The 20269-nt window shown below is 33.0% G+C and carries 17 protein-coding genes and 3 pseudogenes; 15 read left to right on the top strand and 5 right to left on the bottom strand.

The features are described 5' to 3' along the window. Nucleotides 1–434 precede the first annotated feature (434 nt). Entirely contained in the window at nt 435–734 is a 300-nt protein-coding gene (locus GJV51_07090) for a transcriptional regulator (protein QGM25752.1), read from the bottom strand. 80 nt (nt 735–814) lie between these two features. Between GJV51_07090 and GJV51_07095 the strand changes: the two genes are divergently transcribed. The 6 genes and pseudogenes from GJV51_07095 to GJV51_07120 all read left to right on the top strand — a co-directional run bounded on the left by GJV51_07095 (nt 815) and on the right by GJV51_07120 (nt 7635). After that, a complete protein-coding gene (locus GJV51_07095; GenBank protein ID QGM25753.1) occupies nt 815–1567 on the top strand; it encodes an ATP-binding cassette domain-containing protein in 753 nt (250 codons plus the stop codon). A 1-nt stretch (nt 1568) separates the two neighbouring features. Next, nucleotides 1569–3785 carry an FtsX-like permease family protein gene (locus GJV51_07100; protein QGM25754.1) on the top strand — a complete coding sequence of 739 codons (2217 nt, stop codon included), beginning with the start codon at nt 1569–1571 and terminating at the stop codon, nt 3783–3785. Then, nucleotides 3782–4981 (top strand): annotated as a pseudogene (locus tag GJV51_07105) (substrate-binding protein). Before GJV51_07100 ends, GJV51_07105 begins: the two are co-directional and overlap by 4 nt. A 338-nt stretch (nt 4982–5319) precedes the next feature. Next, on the top strand, nt 5320–6384 hold the full coding sequence (locus GJV51_07110; GenBank protein QGM25755.1) for a YdcF family protein: 1065 nt from the start codon (nt 5320–5322) through the stop codon (nt 6382–6384). A 20-nt stretch (nt 6385–6404) separates the two neighbouring features. Next, nucleotides 6405–6803 (top strand): DUF1093 domain-containing protein, encoded by a 399-nt coding sequence (locus GJV51_07115; GenBank protein ID QGM25756.1) that lies wholly within the window; start codon nt 6405–6407, stop codon nt 6801–6803. Nucleotides 6804–6993: 190 nt separating this feature from the next. Beyond that, complete coding sequence (locus tag GJV51_07120; protein ID QGM25757.1) at nt 6994–7635, top strand: PhzF family phenazine biosynthesis isomerase; 642 nt, start codon at nt 6994–6996, stop codon at nt 7633–7635. Between the two features lie 101 nt (nt 7636–7736). Here GJV51_07120 and GJV51_07125 read toward each other — a convergent pair whose 3' ends face one another. Next, nucleotides 7737–8924 (bottom strand): MFS transporter, encoded by a 1188-nt coding sequence (locus GJV51_07125; GenBank protein ID QGM25758.1) that lies wholly within the window; start codon nt 8922–8924, stop codon nt 7737–7739. Between the two features lie 606 nt (nt 8925–9530). On the opposite strand from GJV51_07125, the gene GJV51_07130 reads away from it, so the two are divergent. The 4 genes from GJV51_07130 to GJV51_07145 all read left to right on the top strand — a co-directional run bounded on the left by GJV51_07130 (nt 9531) and on the right by GJV51_07145 (nt 13165). Beyond that, the gene (locus GJV51_07130) at nt 9531–9923 is read left to right on the top strand and encodes a DUF3796 domain-containing protein (protein QGM25759.1); all 393 of its coding nucleotides are present in this window, start codon (nt 9531–9533) and stop codon (nt 9921–9923) included. A gap of 2 nt (nt 9924–9925) precedes the next feature. Beyond that, nucleotides 9926–10126, top strand: coding sequence for a helix-turn-helix domain-containing protein (locus GJV51_07135; GenBank protein QGM25760.1), 201 nt, complete (start codon nt 9926–9928; stop codon nt 10124–10126). Between the two features lie 371 nt (nt 10127–10497). Beyond that, the gene (locus GJV51_07140; protein QGM25761.1) at nt 10498–10932 is read left to right on the top strand and encodes a winged helix DNA-binding protein; all 435 of its coding nucleotides are present in this window, start codon (nt 10498–10500) and stop codon (nt 10930–10932) included. Then, on the top strand, nt 10919–13165 hold the full coding sequence (locus GJV51_07145) for an ATP-binding cassette domain-containing protein (GenBank protein ID QGM25762.1): 2247 nt from the start codon (nt 10919–10921) through the stop codon (nt 13163–13165). Before GJV51_07140 ends, GJV51_07145 begins: the two co-directional genes overlap by 14 nt. A 117-nt stretch (nt 13166–13282) precedes the next feature. Here GJV51_07145 and GJV51_07150 read toward each other — a convergent pair whose 3' ends face one another. Next, nucleotides 13283–13846 (bottom strand): TetR family transcriptional regulator, encoded by a 564-nt coding sequence (locus tag GJV51_07150; GenBank protein QGM25763.1) that lies wholly within the window; start codon nt 13844–13846, stop codon nt 13283–13285. A 115-nt stretch (nt 13847–13961) separates the two neighbouring features. Here GJV51_07150 and GJV51_07155 point away from each other — a divergent pair, with 115 nt between their 5' ends. The 3 genes and pseudogenes from GJV51_07155 to GJV51_07165 all read left to right on the top strand — a co-directional run bounded on the left by GJV51_07155 (nt 13962) and on the right by GJV51_07165 (nt 17427). Then, complete coding sequence (locus GJV51_07155) at nt 13962–15083, top strand: alpha/beta hydrolase (GenBank protein QGM25764.1); 1122 nt, start codon at nt 13962–13964, stop codon at nt 15081–15083. Nucleotides 15084–15663: 580 nt separating this feature from the next. Next, nucleotides 15664–15801 (top strand): hypothetical protein, encoded by a 138-nt coding sequence (locus GJV51_07160; GenBank protein ID QGM25765.1) that lies wholly within the window; start codon nt 15664–15666, stop codon nt 15799–15801. A gap of 746 nt (nt 15802–16547) precedes the next feature. Further along, nucleotides 16548–17427, top strand: a pseudogene (locus GJV51_07165) (aldo/keto reductase). 10 nt (nt 17428–17437) lie between these two features. Here GJV51_07165 and GJV51_07170 read toward each other — a convergent pair. Then, a complete protein-coding gene (locus GJV51_07170) occupies nt 17438–17908 on the bottom strand; it encodes a MarR family transcriptional regulator (GenBank protein ID QGM25766.1) in 471 nt (156 codons plus the stop codon). Between the two features lie 90 nt (nt 17909–17998). On the opposite strand from GJV51_07170, the gene GJV51_07175 reads away from it, so the two are divergent. Together GJV51_07175 and GJV51_07180 are read left to right on the top strand one after the other, a co-directional pair. Then, nucleotides 17999–18973 carry an aldo/keto reductase gene (locus GJV51_07175; protein QGM25767.1) on the top strand — a complete coding sequence of 325 codons (975 nt, stop codon included), beginning with the start codon at nt 17999–18001 and terminating at the stop codon, nt 18971–18973. A 256-nt stretch (nt 18974–19229) separates the two neighbouring features. After that, nucleotides 19230–19604 (top strand): annotated as a pseudogene (locus GJV51_07180) (MFS transporter permease). Between the two features lie 87 nt (nt 19605–19691). On the opposite strand, the gene GJV51_07185 reads toward GJV51_07180, so the two are convergent. Next, entirely contained in the window at nt 19692–20261 is a 570-nt protein-coding gene (locus GJV51_07185; GenBank protein ID QGM25768.1) for a serine hydrolase family protein, read from the bottom strand. Nucleotides 20262–20269: the final 8 nt, after the last annotated feature.

Genomic DNA, 20269 nt, shown 5'->3' on the forward strand with positions numbered 1-20269 from the left:
CAAAATATTAAAGTACCTGCATCTAAAACGGCGTTACATTTTACCAGAAAATGGGCTGCAATTTTAAAAAAAATGTGGATAAAGTTGATACCTAAGAATAATATTGTTTAGAAAAAATTAACTAATAGACTCAGTGGTAAGTTTCCGATATTGAACCGGTGCCAGACCATTGAGTTTTTGTTTGATACGATAGCTATTTTAATCTTAGTCATGCGACAATAACAACATTCAGTTTAAAATCGCGGTGCTGGGCAAGGCCTAAAATTAACGGTATCTCAGCATATGATTGTTTTGAGAAATAATAATTTTGAATATTTAGACATAAAGAACCCAATAACTTGCTAAACAGAATAAAAAACTGTTTAGTCAGTTATTGGGTTCACTTCATTTCGTCCGTTAGACTTTTATTTTTTCTAAAACAATTAATTTCATCGTTAATGCTCCCCATACCATTTTGTAATTTCGGGAACAAGTTTGAATAAACGTAATGCCTTATCCGTAAAATGATAGGCAATTTGTGGCGGATTAGTCGATAAGCGTTCTCTTGTAATAAGGCCGTTTGATTCGAGATCTTTTATTCTCGTTGCTAAAATTCTTGGATTAATATCAGGAATACGCTGTTTCATCATACCGTAGTGATTATGCCCGTCGTGAATAGCCTGTAAAATCTCAACGGTGAATTTTCCCTTAACGATATTAATCGTGGATTGTACAGGACAATTAGCTGTTGACATAGTATACTTTTTTTCCCTTCTTGTGGAGAGTTAATAATTGTTTATCATATTAAATATATCACAAGGGAGATAATAAGCAAATGCCAAACAACAGTATCATTACAGTACAGCAGTTGTCTAAACACTATGACAATCACAAAATTTTAGAAAATGTGAATATAGATATTTTCGAGTCAGATTTCACTGTTATTATGGGACCATCAGTTGCGGGAAAATCAACATTATTACAAAATATTTCGACCATGGATAAGCCAACTAACGGCAAAGTGCTTTTCAATCAACAAGATTTAACGCAATTTACGGATAAAAAACTATCACAATTTAGAAAAAAAGAGATTGGGTTTATTTTTCAATCATTTAACTTGATTGATCATCTAAGTGTTTTAGAAAATGTTTGTCTGCCAGGATTCCTGCTTCACTCAAAGTCTAAGCAACAAGTGGTCAAGTGTGCGCGGCAGTTACTTACTAGCTTAAGGCTTAGTGATCAAATAGATCAAGCCATTACGCACTTATCTGGTGGTCAAAAGCAGCGTGTTGCTATTGCTAGAAGTTTAATTAATCAACCTAAGCTGCTGTTTGCTGATGAACCAACAGGCGCCCTAGATTCAACCGCTGGTACCGAGGTACTTGATAGTCTGACGTTAAACAATCAGAATGGCCAAACAATCGTCATGGTTACCCATGATTTAAAAGCTGCCCTTCGTGCCGATCGTATTTTGTTTATTAAAGATGGGAAGATTTTCGGAGATAGAAAATTTTCCCCTTATGATAACGATCAAATTGAAACAAGACGAACAGAAATTACCTCTTGGTTAGAAGAAATGGGGTGGTAATATGCGGAAAATCATCAAATCACTCATTTTAGGGCAGAAAACCTTTATGATAACTATTGCTTTATTAATTTTTCTGTCGGCGCTGACAAGTATGACCATAATAACTGCTTATCGTGCTAATATTTCTCAATATCAATCAGTTTATCGTAGAGATAAATTACCTGATGTAATCGTCAAAGTAGACAATGATCATGATATAACAGCTAATCTAAAAAAACTTACAAACGTTAAAGGCGTTGTGTCTAATGCAGGCATCGTATCACAAGTCATGGACAAAAATAACGAAAATGTTGCGTTATTTATTTCGAATAAGAGCACAAATATTCATTTAAAAACGCCGGATAAGCATAAAATAATATTATCTTCCTATCTCAAATCAAATGGTGCTTTTAAAGTTGGTGACATTTTTTATATTGGACAACAACGGCTAATGGTACAAGGCTTTTATGATGATTATTTACTCGGCAGTCCATTGTTCAAATATAAGCAAGGGATTGTATCTCAAGAGACTTTACAAACTTTACAGCAACAAAAGGGACAACAGAAAAGTCAATTGACGTATGTCAATGTTCTGAAAACGACTAAAAACAGTAATGCGGTATTATCAGATTATCAGGACCGATTACAAACGGATATTATCTATAATAAAAATTATATTCAAAAAGCTTATACAATGTTACCAACAATTGTAGCCCTCGTCATTATTTTAGTAGCAATGTTTTTATTTGGGATTTGTTTATTTGTTATGCGCTTTGCCTTACTATCAGGCATTGAAAAAGATCGTCAGAAGATTGCAACATTCAAGACGCTCGGGGTAACTAATCAGCAAGTTAACTTGGCATATATTTTGTCTTATTTAGGCAGTAATCTTGTTGGGCTAGTTGTCGCTACGTTGGTTAGTTTTTGGACTAGCAATCTTGTATTCAGGTTTTTCTGGCAGTTAAATGGTCTGACGCATGCACAGCATGTGTCGATTAATATTGCCGTTGTATTAGTCATTGCAATGATTATGATGGGATTCTCAATAGCGATTATTTTATTATCACTCAAACCAATTAAATCAATTTCACCGACAGCAGCTTTTCAAGGTGGTCAGAGTAAAAATGCACCAAGTAGTAGGGGCCATTTAAGTTTGACTAAAAGTAGTATGCCACTACAAATAGTTTTAGCATTTAAAGACTATAGACAAAAAGTTGGTCATTATATGACTTTCACTTTAGTGATTAGCTTATTTGTGTTTTTGAGTTTAATGATTATGACGCTCAATCAAGGGTTTAAAGGAAAAACTAATGATTTATTGGGTTTGCCGACTGTTGATTTGATGATGCGCACGCCAAACAATAGCGTGCGAAATGAAGTATTAAAAAATATAAGTACGGTAACACCAATTAAATCCAGTGGTTATAACCAAGAAACTAAAATTCTTCTCAAAGATGAAGCCGTACCAGTACATCGATATAGTCAAATACCGCATGAAATAAAGTTATTAGCAGGACACCAGCCTAAACAACCAAATGATCTATTGATATCAAATAGTCTCATGAAAACATTACATCTCAGTATTGGTCAAACTGTTCGCGTCAAAACGGCAACCGTTAATAATAAACAGCTGACAATCGTTGGTACGTATCAAACAATTAACAACTTAGGACAAGAAGCCTACGGGTTGATCGATACAAGCTTACCAATAACATCAACCTATATTAATTTAAAAAATACAACTAACAAAGATAAATTACTAAATCGTTTTTCACATGGTAATGTACAGTTGATTGATACAAGCGCAAGCACACAAAATTTAACTACGAGTGTTCAACGTGCAGTAGAAGTGTTGGCTAATGTCATTTTATTGCTAACACTTATTGTTTCTGGTTTGTTTGTTTATCTTGTCAGTTATCTGACGATTGAAACAGAAAAACGTCAATTAGCGTTGAAAAAAATGTTAGGCTTCACCAACAAGGAATTAAGGAGTCAGTATTTACTCAGAGCAGGATTTGCATTGACTTTAGGTATTGTTCTGAGCCTTATGCTTAATAAACTTATTGGGTCTACCTTATTAAACAAATTAGTGAGCTTAGGTGGACTAACAAAACTCAACGTACAATTACCATTATCATATAATCTATTCATTATTGCATTGTTGATTTTTGAAAGTAGTTTGATTGTTTTAGTCGCAAGCCGACGAATAACAAAGATTGAAATTGGAGATTTTTTATGAAATTATTACACAGCATTTTTTTGAGAATTGCACTTAGTATGGGAGTTATCATGTATTTGGCTTATGCGATTCCAACGAGTCAGTACACTAATCGTTATTTAATCGGCACTAGCATATTTACAGCGCTATTTTTACCTATATTTACATTTGTTAGTACCTATTTGGAACAACAAACGTTCAAACTGACTGCCTCGATGTTTGCTAGTAAGTTTACTAAATTTGTGTGGCAAAGTCTTTATAATCTTTTTGCTCTTGGACTGCTTATCAAAGGGCATGTCATCGATGAGACTGATTTACGAATGGTTGGTGGTTTAGTAGGCGCAGTATGTTTAACTTCTTTAGCTTCACAAGGTTTACAATATCTTGCCATCATGATGAGCAACCATGCTAAAGGTAATCGATTTGCTAATATTTTTTTGCTTTAAGTTTTAATGTGATTATTAGTGCATTAGCTGCAATAGGCTATACAAAAATCCAGATAATTTTTATCATATTGGGACTATTACTTGGTACTATTGGCATATTTATAAGTTTAATAACAGACATTTGGGGCCTCATACCTTCTAAAGGTGGTGTCGGTTTATTTCTTGGTACATTTAATCCTGTGCACAAATCGTATATTGCCATATTAAAACAATTTATAAATGAACGTCAGTTGGATAAGGTATATATTCATCCGACCGTTATTCCAAAAATGCATCAATATCTTTTAGATAAAGGTATGATTGAAATTGTTAAAGAGGAAGCGGGTAAGCGCTATTATGAAAAGTCTGCATCAGCTGACCCATTAGTTAATTTTTTTCCTACTGGCAAAGTTTTTTACGAAGCTGAAAATCGCGTATATATGCTAAAAACGGCGATTGAAGAGGCTGGTATAGCGAAAAAAGTAGAAATCTTGTTTGAACCACAACTTTATCAAGATGATGGCTTTTACGCTATTATCAAAACTATTCGGCAAAAACATCCACATATGAGATTGCACGGTCTTCTCGGTACAGACAAGGGAGGAATGTTGCTTCATGACATTTACGATGAAACAGGTGTCAAACCCTACGTCGTTTTAAGGCGAGACAATATCTCGGATTCCGCCATAAGAAAAGGAGTGCAAGGTATGACGATGCCAAAAGTCACCGAAGTATTAAACTTTTTGACTAATTTCAAAGAAGGTCACAGTGGCATATTACTGGGTAAGAAAGTAAATATTATAAATAACCGTTTGGAGGTTGTTGATGATTGATCCAAATAGTATTAACTTGGGTCGAGGTCATAAGCTAATTGTAATAAAGGGTATGGTTCAATCACAACGTGTGGCTATGATAATTACTAATGTAAAGACCTTATTATTATTATTCAAAGAGCCCTTAAGAGTTTACATGTAATTAGTAAATTATAAAATAATCAGTAGTAAAAATACTGATTAAAGCTTTTATCATCAGAAAAACTATAAAATTATGAACACTAGGATATGATTCTTGGTAAAAACCTCTTTCATGCTACAATTGAAGATAAGCAAGAGAGGAGAGATTTATTTACTATGGGAAATATTTTTGATTATTATCTCAGCTACTCAATATTTTTTATTGTGATATCAATTGTGATGTCGACAATAACTTTTCTTTTAATCAAGAAAAACCGTTATAGGCTTTTATGTGGTATGGCAACCATTGCAACTATTGTTAGTTATTTTGTCTCACTATCCATGATTGTTATCCAGATCAATAACAAAGTGTTAACTTATGTCTATTTAGCCATTCTGGTATTGGTTTTTATACCCGTTTTTTTATTGACATTTTTAAGCGCATTCCTATTTATCTGGAATGGTATCATAGTTTGGCGACGTGAAAGTCACTCAATTGGCAATATGTTAACTTTAATTATTGGTATTTTACTGCTAATAATTCCAGTTGTCTTTAGAATTTTGAACCGATATATTCCAAACAATAAAATTATTGATTTTATTGAAAATGTTTCATATAGTTTTCAAAATTATTTACTTTTTTGGGTTTTGACGTTTCTCGCATCTTATATGATTACAAAAATAGTTCGTCCAAAGTTTAATAAGGAATATGCTATTATTTTGGGCTCTGGGTTAATCAATGGCGATACAGTTTCACCATTGCTAGGCTCAAGAATTATGGTAGCTGCCAACTTTAAAAAACGACAATTCCAGAAGAATAAAGTGCCTATGAAACTGATTATGTCTGGTGGTCAAGGTCGAGATGAATTATTGCCGGAAGCGGAAGCTATGAGAGCTTATGCAATTAATCAAGGGGTACCAGAATCTGATATTCTAGTAGAAAATCAGTCAAAAAATACCTATCAAAATATGCTTTTTTCTAAACAAATTGTTGAAGAAAATGGATTTGATTTACAAAAAGGAATTTTTGCAACAAATGATTACCATGTGTTTAGAGCAGCTGGGTTTGCACATTTAGTTGGCTTAAACATTGAGGGTATAGGTTCTAAAACAAGTAAATATTTTTTGCCTAACGCTTTAATTCGGGAATATATAGCTATTCTTTCTAATCATAAACGGTTTCATATAGCTTTTATGTTGATCATTGTGATTATTAATGCATTACCAGTTTTTATCGATTAACACACTTGAGGAAATATAACATGAAAAAGATTAGTTTAATCATTGCAGGCGTATTGACATTAAGTTTAGTGATTGGTCTAGCAATACAGGCAGGTAATTATTATAACAACACTTACCAGACATCAAAGGCGTATACAAAGGCTCCATTAAAGGTTCCTGATCGTGAAGAAACAAAAGATGACAGTGGCAAGGTAATTAAAGGGTCTTACAGTTATCAGTACCATTTTGAATTTGTGACCACTGAAGGTACTAAAAAAAGCATCGCTTTTGAACTCTCTGGAGAAAATGTGACACCATTTAAGCCAGGGGAATTTTTAGAAGCGGAGGTATCGAATACCAGAGTTGTATATGGTCCGAATGGAATTAAACAAAGTAAAATCCCAAAATCAGTGTTAAAAAAGATTTCAGTAATTGAATAGCATTTACAGACATTTAAGATAAACATTTGAAATAGTAATGCGAAATGATATACACTCGTATTGTTTGTGAGTGTTTTTATTTTGGAGAGAAAAGTAAAATGAAGAAACGATTGGTAATTTTTTAAAGAATTCTGTATACTAATCTGAACAAAGTGACGATTGAAATCATGATGAATGGAAACAAATAATAGTGGTCGATGTATATGTTGTAAGTGCTTTTAGTAAGAACAATGCTGGCGGCAATAAAGCTGGGCTTGTTTTCGATAGACCTGATTTAACTTCTGCTCAAAAAATGGCAATTGCCAAAGAATTAGGATATGCCGAAACGGCTTTTATAACTGAATCAAGGTCAGCAGACTTTCGTTTAGAGTATTTCACACCTACGGAAGAAGTACCACTTTGTGGACATGCTACCATTGCAACATTCGCTTTTCTGAACTTGACAAATAAACTATCTAAAAGTGACTATACAATAGAAACAAAGTCGGGTATTTTATCTATGAAAGTTGACACTGACGGCAGGGTATTTATGGAACAAAATGTACCTACTTATTCCAAGGAGCTTACATCAGATTCATTTAATAAATGTTTAGATATAGACTCAATTGACTCAAAACCTGATTTCAAAGTTATGGCTGCCTTAAGTAAAGAGCAAAATGTAGTTGGTGTTCATGCATTCTCACTTGAAGCAAGTGAGAGCAAAATTACTACGATTTGTAGAAATTTTGCACCTCTTTATGATATCGATGAAGAATCAGCAACAGGTACATCTAATTGTGCTTTGGCTTGTTATCTATTTAAATATGTAGAAAAGAAATCAGTATCAGTTTAAATTATTAATTAAGAGAAATAGAAACAAAAAGCACATACTTACGTGATGTGCTTTTAAACATTGATATTGTGTTATTTTGTATAGCAAAGATTATGTTAATACTAATCAGTATAGTCATGAATAATTTTAAACCTAATTGTAAAAGTAAGAAATGTAGCTAGAGCTAAGATTATAGCAACAAATATATAAGGCAAATTACTATTAAGATCTAACAGAATGCCCCCGAGAATGGGTCCAAAAATATTTCCTACACTAGTTAAAGACATATTTAGTCCATTAATAAATCCTTGTTGAGAATTGCTAATATGAGATAAAAGCGTTGTTATCGCAGGACGTAAAATATCAAATCCAACGAAAACTATCAATGTTGCAACGAATACTTCCCACTTTTGTTGTGCAACTAAAATCCAAATAATTGAAATAAACCCTAAAAGAAAGCTGAGCCTTATAATCATTAATTCGCCCATCAATTGTACCAGCTTATCGAAGAAAACAACTTGGAAAATAAGCGATAAAAACCCATTAACAATTAGAAAAAATGCTATCTCGTTAAGATTAAATCCGCGCACGTCATGAAAATATAGACTAAACATATTTTCAAAAGCTGCTAGTCCAAAGGAAGAAACTAAAATCATAGTGAGCAACATAACTAAAGCTAAACTCCAAAAATTATTTTTTGGAGTTTTTGTATGGTTAGAGACAGTATCTATTTGTTTATTGCGTAATTGATTTTCTTTCGGCATGAAGATAATAAAAATTAGAAAAGAAATAGCTCCTAAAATAGCAGATCCAAAAAAAGGTAATTTATGGTCAATATTCGCTAAAACCCCTCCCACGCCAGGGCCTAAAATAATTCCACCACTAAAGGCGGCTGATAACCAACCAATAACCTTGGCACGATTTGAACTGGTAGTCATGTCGGATGCTAATGCAGTAATAGAAGGGATAGACAATGCAGCAGCTAGGCCACCCAAAGCTCGTGCCACATTTAAATGCCAAAGAGCATGCCCTATTCCTAAAGCAAATAGTCCCTCAGAAATAGAGAAAAGTAACAATCCAATAGCGATTAAGGGAACACGAGCAAATTTGTCTGACAGGCGGCCAATGATAGGCGAGGCTATGAATTGCACAGCAGCAAATAATGCTGCCATGACTCCCATATCTGTGGCAGTGAGTCCCATATCTTCTTTAATATATGGCTCCACAGGAATGATTAATCCGATTCCTAACATGATTAAAAGTTGTGAACCAACAAGTAATGTCAAACCTCGTTTTTGAAGCGACGTCATAAGAATACATACCTCTCTAATTTTTTGAAAAAAGTGCATAAAAAAGAGGGCATCGCATTGACAATGTCCAATCTATGCCACTTATGTAGGGCTATCACAGATGTTTTTTAAATCATCGATATTTTAACTTACCTAAGAATTTAACATCAATAGGAAAGTTTGTCAAATGAACAAAATCATTGAACAAGTCGACAATAAGTATTCAAATTATATTAGTTGGTTTTTAAGTAGGGAAGATAAAAAGAAATCAAATACCACACTAGAGGTTGAACGTTTAGTATCTGTGTTTAACTTTGCTGTTAGTCCAATGCTTACCACCTTATTTCGCTGAACTACTCAAGAATTTATGTTTTGTGTTGCAGGCACACGATATTAATCGTACGAAAGACATTGAGGATCTTTTGAAACAATTGTCACATATCAAGTAATCAACACCAGTAGAGGAGGTTTAAAAAGGTAAAAATGTTGCAAGCGTCAACCCAATATAGGAAACAAATACCGGTATGAAGCCGTTTAAAACAAAAAATTTCGGTTTGAAACCATTAAAACCACAATATTATTGACATGCTATTCTAAATGAGATATATTTATATCACAAAGAGATAAATATATCTCATTAACGGAGGAATAAATTATGTCAAAAAAATAACACGATTCAGTTGGATATTGGGTTTTATAGGATTTTCTGGTTTTGTAGGTTTATATAGTTATCCGCAATATTTCCTTTTGTTCGCTTTGTTTAGCGGTTTTCAAAATTTTTGGTGGTATAAGCTTGGATCGCAAGATGATGAGCGACTTATTAAAAATCGTTTAAAAGCGGGTCTTGATGCTTTTAAAATAGCCATGATGTTGCTTTTCATTGCTACAATCATTTTGAGTTTGTTTGATTTAAGTTACTTCTTGTTATATAAATTAGAACTGTTTATAATTGGTATAACATTTGCATTAGGTACAAATTTGTGGGCATACTTGACATATAAATATGATAGAGATAATTAACTATGGCCCTAGTAAAGACAAATATAAAAACATATAGAACCATTAAAGACTTAACACAAGAAGATTTAGCAAATCTAGTAGGTGTTCGTCGGGAAACAATTATGCGATTAGAAAATGCGAAGTACAATCCGTCGCTAGAATTAGCTGTCAATATTGCTAAAGAACTCGATACCACAATTGAAAAATTGTTTTATTTTGAATAATATTTTAATTGAGATCTGTTGTGAGTAAATAACAATAGATTTTTTAATTTGCTAGGAAAAGAGGAAATAAGGTACCTATAAAAATATAGTTAAAACCAGAACAATTAGAGTGGTGTATAAATTGAGTAGAATGATTAACTTTCTAAAGCCTGTTTTGTTTGTGAAATCTTTTAATTCACAAACGTCTACATTTTAGACTAATTACCACTAAAAATTGATGTCGACTCATTATCCAAGTGTTCGATTTAACTTCACAGTCTGGTATATCAGCTTTTATACTGCAAAAAATAAGTGAATTGACAACTTGATTTATAATTTCAAAAAGCATATAGTTTCTATATAGAAACTATATGCTTTTTGAAAGGATTATTATGGATAACAAATTAAAAAAAATACTCTCAGAGTTACAGTGTGAATTAGTGGCTGAAAGGAACCTAGTGAACCCTGAAGCAGTAAGTTGGTTACAATATGATGTTCTAAGCCTTTTGCGAACAAAAGCTTACTTGCCAAAAGAACTTAGCAAGCATTTGGGTATATCCAAATCGAAACTTTCTAAAAATTTGGCTGGATTGCATACTTTAGGCTACATTAGTCAAAAGCCCGATCAAACCGATAGACGTGAAATGATTACGGAATTAACGGAAAAGGGTCAAAATTTTCTGACAGAAACCGATAATAGACACAATGAATTACTTGTTGACGCTCAAGCCAGTTTGACAAGTGAAGAACAACAATTATTCGCACAGTTGTCTCAAAAATTTGTATCCGAACTCAGAGAAAGAAGGTTAAGTAATGACACAAAATAACATTATTGTTAAAGGTGCTCAAACGAATAATTTAAAAAATATAGATGTTGAGATTCCAATTAATCAGGTAACGGTGATAACTGGTGTCTCTGGATCAGGGAAGTCATCATTAGTATTTGATACACTAGCATCAGAAAGCCAAAGAGAAATAAACAAAAATTATAGTGCTTATATTCAACAACTACTCCCAAAATATGATAAACCAAACGTTGACACGATTAAAAATTTGCCTTTCTCCGTTGTTGTTGATCAAAAAAATATTAGTGGCAATGCACGGTCTACTGTTGGTACCTTCACAGAAATTTATACAGCACTGCGCTTATTATTTTCTAGAAAGGCACAACCATTTATCGGATATTCAATGGCTTATTCATTTAATAATTCATCCGGCATGTGTCGTGATTGCCAAGGATTGGGTTATATTCAAGAAATTGATAAGGATAAACTTTTGAATACCAATTTATCTTTAAATGAAGGAACTATTCAGTTTCCAACGTTTCAACCTGGTGGCTGGCGTTTGACACGCTATACTGAATCTGGTTTTTTTGATAATGACCTACCGTTGAAAGATTGGTCAAGAGATACGTTGCAATTATTTTTATATGGAGAAGAACAAAAGCCCGACCACCCTACTAAATTATGGCACAAAACAGCCAAATATCTAGGCCTCATACCACGTATAAAAAAAGCATTTTTTCACCAAGAAGATGGTAAATATAGTAAAGAAATTGATACCATTACTCAAACAATTAGTTGTCCGACATGTGGTGGCACGAGACTTAATGAAGCGGCTCGTACAGCTATTCTTAATGGTAAAACAATTGCCGAATGTAGTGCGCTGTCTCTTGTTGATCTTAAAAAATGGTTGGGAAAAATCATTGATAGGGATATCCAGTCTGTGCTAAAAGATTTGAATTTAAAAATTGATAATTTAATAGCGGTTGGACTTTCCTATTTAAGCCTAGATCGCCGTACGAGTACACTGTCTGGTGGCGAAGGACAAAGAATCAAACTGGCTAATCATCTCAATAGCGCTTTGTCAGGCGTATTATACATATTTGATGAACCAAGTGTCGGATTACATCCACATGATCTAATTGGTATTAACGAGATTTTTAAATTACTTGCTCAGAAGGGTAATACAGTTGTCATTGTTGATCACGACCCAGATGTTATCAAAAAGGCAGACAATATTATTAATTTAGGTGAAGAGGCTGGTGAAAATGGTGGATATCTGACATTCACGGGTACCTATCAAGAACTACTTACTAGTGACACAATAACCGGAAAAAGTCTTAGTAATCCAGGGTTGGTAAATAATCAAAGTTTACTGAAAAAAAATTTTGTTAGCTTACGTCATTTAAATATTCATAACTTGGTTGATGTGAGTGTAGACATACCTCAAAAAGCACTTACAGTGGTATCTGGACCAGCTGGTTCAGGTAAAAGTTCATTGTTACATGCTTTTATTAAATCACAGGATGCTGTCACAGTATTAGATCAAAAACCAATTCATACAAGCAGTAGGTCAAATATTTTAACTTATTTAGACAAATTTGATCAATTAAGAAAATTATTTTCAAAAATCACTGGTTCTTCTCAATCACTGTTTTCGTATAATGGCAAAGGAGCTTGCCCAGTATGCAAAGGTCTAGGATTTGTGAAATTAGATTTGGCTTATTTGGGTGACGAAATTTCGGTTTGCGAGGCTTGCCATGGCACCCGTTATTCAGAGGAGACTTTATCTTTGAGAGTGAAGGGATATAATATGCACGAAGTGTTGAATTTTTCTGTAGATAAATTTTCCAGCGTTTTCCCTGAATTTTGTAATGTAACCGCAATACTTCAAGAATGTGGGCTTTCCTATATACACATAGGTCAAACACTAAATACGCTTTCAGGCGGGGAATTACAACGACTCAAATTAGCAAAAAATTTACTGGAAAACACAAGTAATACCATTGTACTTGACGAACCAACAAGCGGTTTACATGAATCAAATATTCAACAGATCATTAATTTACTCAAAAAACTTATTGTGAAACGCCAAGTTACTATTATTGTGGTGGAGCACAACTTGCGTTTTATTGGACAAGCCGACTGGGTAATTGATATGGGTCCAGGAGCTGGTTATGATGGTGGGAAAGTGCTTTTTGAAGGTTCACCGTATGCACTCATGAATCATCATCAAACAGACACATCGATTGCTATGAGAGCGTATTTTTCTCATTAATGGAATGCTACGTTGATGACGATACCGCATTAGACTCACATGTAGTATCTTAGTTTAGAGTTTGGGTCAAAAATCAATCAAACACAGTACGAATAATTCACAATGAAACTTTACATTTTATTTTGCTTTTAGAAATTCTAAGATTAAAGTTTGTAAGGTATTTAAAGATACAATTAGTTTTTGGTTCGTTTTACCTTGAAGACTATATTTAATAAAAATAGTAGCATTAGCTGCATATAATTCTGATAAATAAGTTACTGGTATATCTCTGATGGACGTATTAGAATACTGGCTAGCTATATAATTAGAAAATTCAGTTTGAAGCAGGTTTTTCAGTTTATCTTCCAAACAACTTTGATTCTCCATTTGATTAATCTTGAAAAGTTGTTCAAAGTTTCCAGCATCATTTTCAAGAAACTCAGTCATTTGAAGTAGTATCCTTGAAATATCTTTTTCGTGCAAACGTTGCTCAATGTATTTTCGTAATACATTGATTTGGTCATTATTAATGCTTTCTAGTAATTCAAACTTATCGGAATAATGACGATAAAATGTGATACGACTTATATTTGCTGCATCACAAATCTGATTAACCGTTACTTTATAAAATTTGTTAGTTTGCAATAAAGATAGAAATCCTTTTTTAATTGTTTGATTAGTGAGCTCGAATTTTTCTGTCACAGTAGATAAACCTCCTTTTGATAGCTGTTCAGAATGTGACATTCCAGTATTGATTGTAACTCGTTTTTCTTTTGTTGACCAACTATAGTGTTAATTAGAAAAGGAGATTATAGTTATGTATAAAAATTATCATAAAAATGAACAGTTTAACTTTCAAATTAACAGGTTTATTGAACCCTTTTACCACGACGAAACTGTTCAAAAAGAAGTTTATCTTGCTTCGAAGCAAATTAACAATGTCAAGAGTTGGATTTCAGTTTGGACTGATTTAGGTGAAAAAGCCGCTCTTGAAAAGAAATATGCACTCTCATCCGCTTATTATCAGTTAGCAGATTTCTTTATGGGTGAGGATGATCCAATGAAGGAACAAATTTATCAGTTATTTAAATCAAATTTTTATAAATCAATCGATACTTCCAATATTGAATTTGACAAAATTCATTATTCAAATGGTGAAATGCCAGTTGCAATTATTCGCCAAAGGAGTGCCACAAAGACTTTGATTTTTCATGGCGGATTTGATTCTTATTTAGAAGAGCTCATTCGTTTAGTATTGACACATTGCATTACTGTTTTACCCGACTACAATTTTTTACTTTTTGAGGGTCCCGGGCAGGGAATGGCGTTAAAGTCTGGTTTGTCAATGACGTATCAATGGGAACTACCCGTAAGCGCTATACTGGATCATTATAACATCAAGACGGCTTATTTAATTGGTATGTCTTTGGGAGGCTACTTATCGATGCGAGCAGCTGCCTTTGAACCAAGAATTGAAAAGGTTATTGCATTCGATGTTTATTATAGTATGATGGATTCGTTAACTATGAAGTTGCCAAGCAAAGCCGTATCAGCAGTAAACAAAATTGATAATTCGATTATTGCAACATTAGTCAATCGCAAAATCATGACAGCAGTCAAAAATGATGTAGACTTAGAATTTAAGATTCGTAAGGGCAATGAAGTCATGCACACAGACAAACCGTCAAATTTAATTAAATCTATTTCCAAGTTTACTATGGCTGGTATTGAAGACAAGATTACCCAAGACGTGTTATTACTGGCTGGAGATCATGATATGTACGTACCAACCGAAACAATAAATTCAGTAAGAGACTCACTAGTGAATGCAAATTCTGTTGAAATCTATTTGTTTGATCAAGCTAGTGGTGGTGAAAGACATTGCCAAGTGGGCAACAAACAGATTGCTTTTGACAAGATTAGTGCATTTCTTAGTTAATATCAATCAAAAAATTCATACAAATTCTATTATTAAGTAACGTTTAAAACTAAACCGATTTGTTCATTAAATTGGTTTAGTTTTTTAGTCAATTAAACAGTCAAACTAAAATTTTACTAAAAAATGATAAAAATAAGTTAATTGATGTATTACATTTAATACTAAGAAATGCACAAAAAAGCAATCACCTAAACGAATTATACTTATTAATCAATAGCGTATTGCCAACCATCTTATTATTAGTGGCTGGTCTTTATTTTATCCTGAAAGTATCAATATATTTTCAAAATAATGATGTGAAAGAGTGATATATATATGTACAAGCCATGATGTTTAACAATGTTGATTGCTCATATTGTTAAAAGGTCTACCTTAAAGTCTTTTCGCACAATGTTTTGAATTTCAATCATGATGATAAACAAATGTCTGAACTGTTAAGTCATGAAAAAAATAGCGACTAAAACAGTAACATAGGACAAACTAAAATCGAATCTGGCTCTCTGGAGAAACAAATGTCTCCCCCACCCCCAAGACGTTGAGTAACATTGTACATCCGAGTTCAAAGAACGTCGGTGATCAGATGCCAGTGAACGACGGTTCATTTAATAAAAATAGTCGCTTGTTTCGGCAAGACATTCGTGCCGAAACAAGCGTAGAGCGTCAATTCTTAAGAAATCAAAAGAAGATTGAGCAAGAACGGGCTCAAGAAGAGTATTAGTCACAACTATCAAGAAAATGTAAAATGACAATCATATTATGACATCAACTGAGTAGTTAAGGATTTACACAAGTGGTAAAGAGGGTTATTATCATCATCTACAACCATAAGATATTGTGATTAAAACTTCTCGCATGCTTTTAAAAATTGGCGAATAAATTTAACATGACTGTGCTTATTAATTCATTGTTTATAAGTTTAATGTATGTAGATAGTTGTTTTTTCTAATACTAGCCAGGACAGCAATAGTGTAAAGTAAACTAACCGCTACATTTTTCAACTTTTTGGTGCATATAAATATGAATAATTACTTTACAATATTGGAACATTACGTCTACTTTTAAATAAAAGCAAAAAAGTACCCTTAATTTAAAAATTTCTCTCGATGTACAATTAAGGGTTTTATTGTATTATTTTCAATATAAATTAACTTTTTTGATGCGAGATATACGGAATTAATTATTTATAGCATATACATAAATGTAACAGCAGACAAGAAAATCTAAATACGCATTTTTCAATTTGTGAAGTAAGTCTATTTTAAATTAATTTCTAATATTACGTCCAATACATTGAAATTTCTTCGGATCATGAAATATCATCAAATTGTGCAACGAATATTTTTATTAACTCGAAAAAGGTGATTAGACATATATTGAATAAAAATTTTATATATCAATATATTTATCATTGAAAAATAAAAATAGATGATGTATCATGTATTTATCAATAAAAAGGAAATGAGGATATGTTAAAAAAGTTTAGGTACACAGAAATTAGAAATTTCATCAATTGTAATAGGTTTCATGAATATAAGTAGCATGTACAGTCGCGTTGATGATAAGGAATCAATTGCGTCAATTAAGCAGGCGCTCGGTCGCTAATGGCATTTCCATATTTGACACTGCAAATGTTTATGGTAAATGGTAACGGTCATAATGAAAAATCATTAGGAAAAACGCTTAAAGGCGCTGGACAAGCAAGTGACAATGGCAACAAAAGTAGGCATTGAAGAAATGTAATTGAACCAAAAATAGTCCACGGCCGCCCTAATTATATTAGATTTGTATTATCTGCATCGAGTGGATCCAGATAGTACAAATTGAAGAGGGTAAAGTTAAGCACATTGGAATATCAGAACTTTCTTTGTCAACGATTAAAAGAGCTCATCAAACACATTCTATAATTGCGGTTCAAAGTGAATATTCATTATGGAGTCGTGGTATTGAGAAAGAAATAATGCCTTATTTACAAGCAAATAAAAATGGGTTTGTAGCATACAGTCCATTGGGCAGAGAATTTTAGTTTGGATGCGTCAAAAGAAGACTTACGACGATATTTGCCTAGGTTTCAAGGTCAAAATCTCACTGCTAATCAGGAAGTATTTAAAGTAATTCGTAATGAATGACACCTTCACAACTAGCCTTGGCATGGTTATTGCAAGAGAACAGCAACTTAATAGCTATCCCAGGAAGTAAATCAATTCAGCACATTAACGAAAATATTGCATCAAGTCATATTGAGCTTGATGATAAAATAATTCATATTTTAGATAAAACATTTGATGAATCTAATGCACATGGCAGTCATTATCCTAATATGTTAATGGGTGAATTGGAAAATTAAAATAGATTCATCAAGTTAATGATGAATCTATTTTAATTCTTTTTTCAATTTTTTGTTCACTCTCTGTACCATTTATTTGATATCTCAAAACAGAAATAAAGGTTTTAATATCAATCGAGTCAGGTAAAGAGGAGAGGTTATATGCATTAAATAGGTTTTCTTTCTCCTTGATGCTAGGTATTAACTTACGGCCCTTAGAGGTCAAATGTAGGACTGATTTTCGATTATCATCAATGGCTTTACTTTTATAGATGAAACCATTTTCCACCAATCGTTGCACTAATCTACTAGGACTTTTACTTTCACAAATTAATAGATGACCTAACTCTTTTAATGATAAAGGTTCTTTTTTTGACAAAACTTGTAATACCTCACTTTGATTAGGTGTTATACCAAGAGGAGACAAGAACTCGGCATATTTTCTCTGACCTTCTTTTTGGACAGCGTTGATAAGATATCTTAATAAATCAGCATCATTCATTTTTTCATCCTAATTAAATGTATTTTTATCTAATAGTAGTATACTACACAACCATTGTACGATTAAAATAAAAAAGGAAATAAAATAACCATGAATAAAACTAGACAATTAGGGCAAACTAATCTGTTTTTATCACCACTGGGACTAGGTACCTGGCAATATAGCACAAAAAATAGCAGTGGATCCTCAATGTGGGGAAATACCGAGATGGAGACGGTTTATGAAATTATCAAGTATTCTTTTCAAAATGGAATGAATTGGATAGACACTGCTGAGATTTATGGCAATGGGACTTCTGAAACATTTATTGGGGAAGTGACACAGCGCTTGCAAAGAGAAAAAGCTTTAAGAGCCAATCCTTTAATCGCTAGTAAATGGTTTCCTTTAGCTCGTTCGGCGTCATCAATCGCCAAAACAATTGATGACCGATTAAAATATCTACAAGTACCTACCATTGATTTATATCAAATTCATCAACCGACATCTCGATCATCTTTAAGAAAGCAAATTGAGGCTATGGTATCGCTTGCAGAGCAACACAAAGTGAAACAGATTGGGGTAAGTAACTTTTCTGCTAAACAAATGGTCAAAGCCCATCATTTACTTCAAGAATATGGGATGACACTTGCTTCTAATCAAGTTAAATATAATTTACTACACCGTAATCCTGAGAAAAATGGCACACTAGAAGCCGCTAAAGAATTAGGGATAACAATAATTGCTTATTCACCCTTACAACAAGGATTATTAACAGGGCGCTTTCATGAACAACCCGAATCTTTATCAAAGGTGAGTCGTTTCAGAAAGCTACAGTCTAATCTGTCTACCAAAACATTGCAAAGAACTGAGCCACTTTATCAAGAACTAAAGAGATTATCACTAAACTATGGGGTGACAATTTCTCAGATTTCTTTAAACTGGTTGATTAATGCTCAAGGGGATACAGTTTTAGCTATTCCAGGTGCGTCTAAGATACAGCAAGCACAAGAAAACGTAGGAACTTTGAATTTTGATTTGTCTAACAAAGATATTGAACGACTAAATCATATTTCAGCAAATTTATAATGCTTTTTCATTTATTGAACAATAGACAAGATATGAAGGATATTAAAAGATATTATTCCTATACTAAAAATTGTCTATTATTTTACTTTAAGACCAAATTTTTACAAATTAGCAAAAACAAAACTCTATTCTAAAAAAACAAATTAACTATTGTTTAGCACTTGAATAAATTTTTCATTGTCTTCGTGATTTTTAATGGCTATTCTATGAAAGTTGCTATTTTGAATTATATTCAAGGTCTAGGGGGTTAAGGTGTATGTATAATTACAGACGAGTTTACACGAATTCGGCTAAGTGCAAAACGATTTATGGCGATTTCAAGTTACCAGTTTTTATTGATACTCGAATTGCTAGCGCTTTGGCAATTACAGCAGTGATCCATGCCGTAATTATTTTTTTGTTCAAACTTTATACTGTAAACAATGGGGCTTCAACATGGAGGTTTGCTGTATTAGTTGGCACCTTAGTTGGTGTTTATCAATTAGACAAGCTACTCAAATTTGATGATTTATCATTTGAGACAACGCTTAAATATGCTGTAACGCATTATTAGCGTTGTTGGTTTCAAAAGAAACAGTTGTATCAAGATAAGCATTTGAACACTAATAATAAACGCTATCAAATTTTATAGTCTTTAAAAAGCATGTTTTCACACATGCTTTAACCATCTTATCGCCAATTAAAATAGGGCAGTTCCAGCGGATAACTAAAACAAATTTTAATTGTGATTCAACATATTTTGTAATTCCTCATAAGCACTAGGCAGCTCAAATATATTATCTCGATCAATAAAATGCTTTCCACTGGGTAAGAGAACAAGTTTGCAATTTAGATGCCTAGCTAATATTTGGGAATAATGAGAAGGGACAATATCATCATCAATTGCTGAAATCACAACTGCATTCTTTATTTTTGGTAATGTAATATCCATATCAAGCGGAGAATCAGTAAATTCATGTAATTGCGGTAGTGTATTAGTAGTTTCATCAAATCCAGAAACTAAAATTAAATTAACATTTGACACATCGTGCTGTGAAACAAATCTAAGTGCTTCAATACAGCCTAGGCTATGACCAATAATCGTAATATTAGTTGATGTGTCAATAATTTCGTCTACTTTTTTGTCCCACTCTTTAACTTTAGGATTGTCGGAGTTAGGCATTTTTATAATGTTAATCGGAATGGAAAAATTTTGTTTCGATTTATTGTTGAGCCAAGGGAACCAATTGTCTTCTGGACTTGCTGTGTAACCATGAATTAAGTAGATTTTGTTTTCTGATTGTTCCATCTTCATTC

The organism is Leuconostoc mesenteroides subsp. mesenteroides (assembly GCA_009676745.1).
Lineage (GTDB): Bacteria > Bacillota > Bacilli > Lactobacillales > Lactobacillaceae > Leuconostoc > Leuconostoc koreense.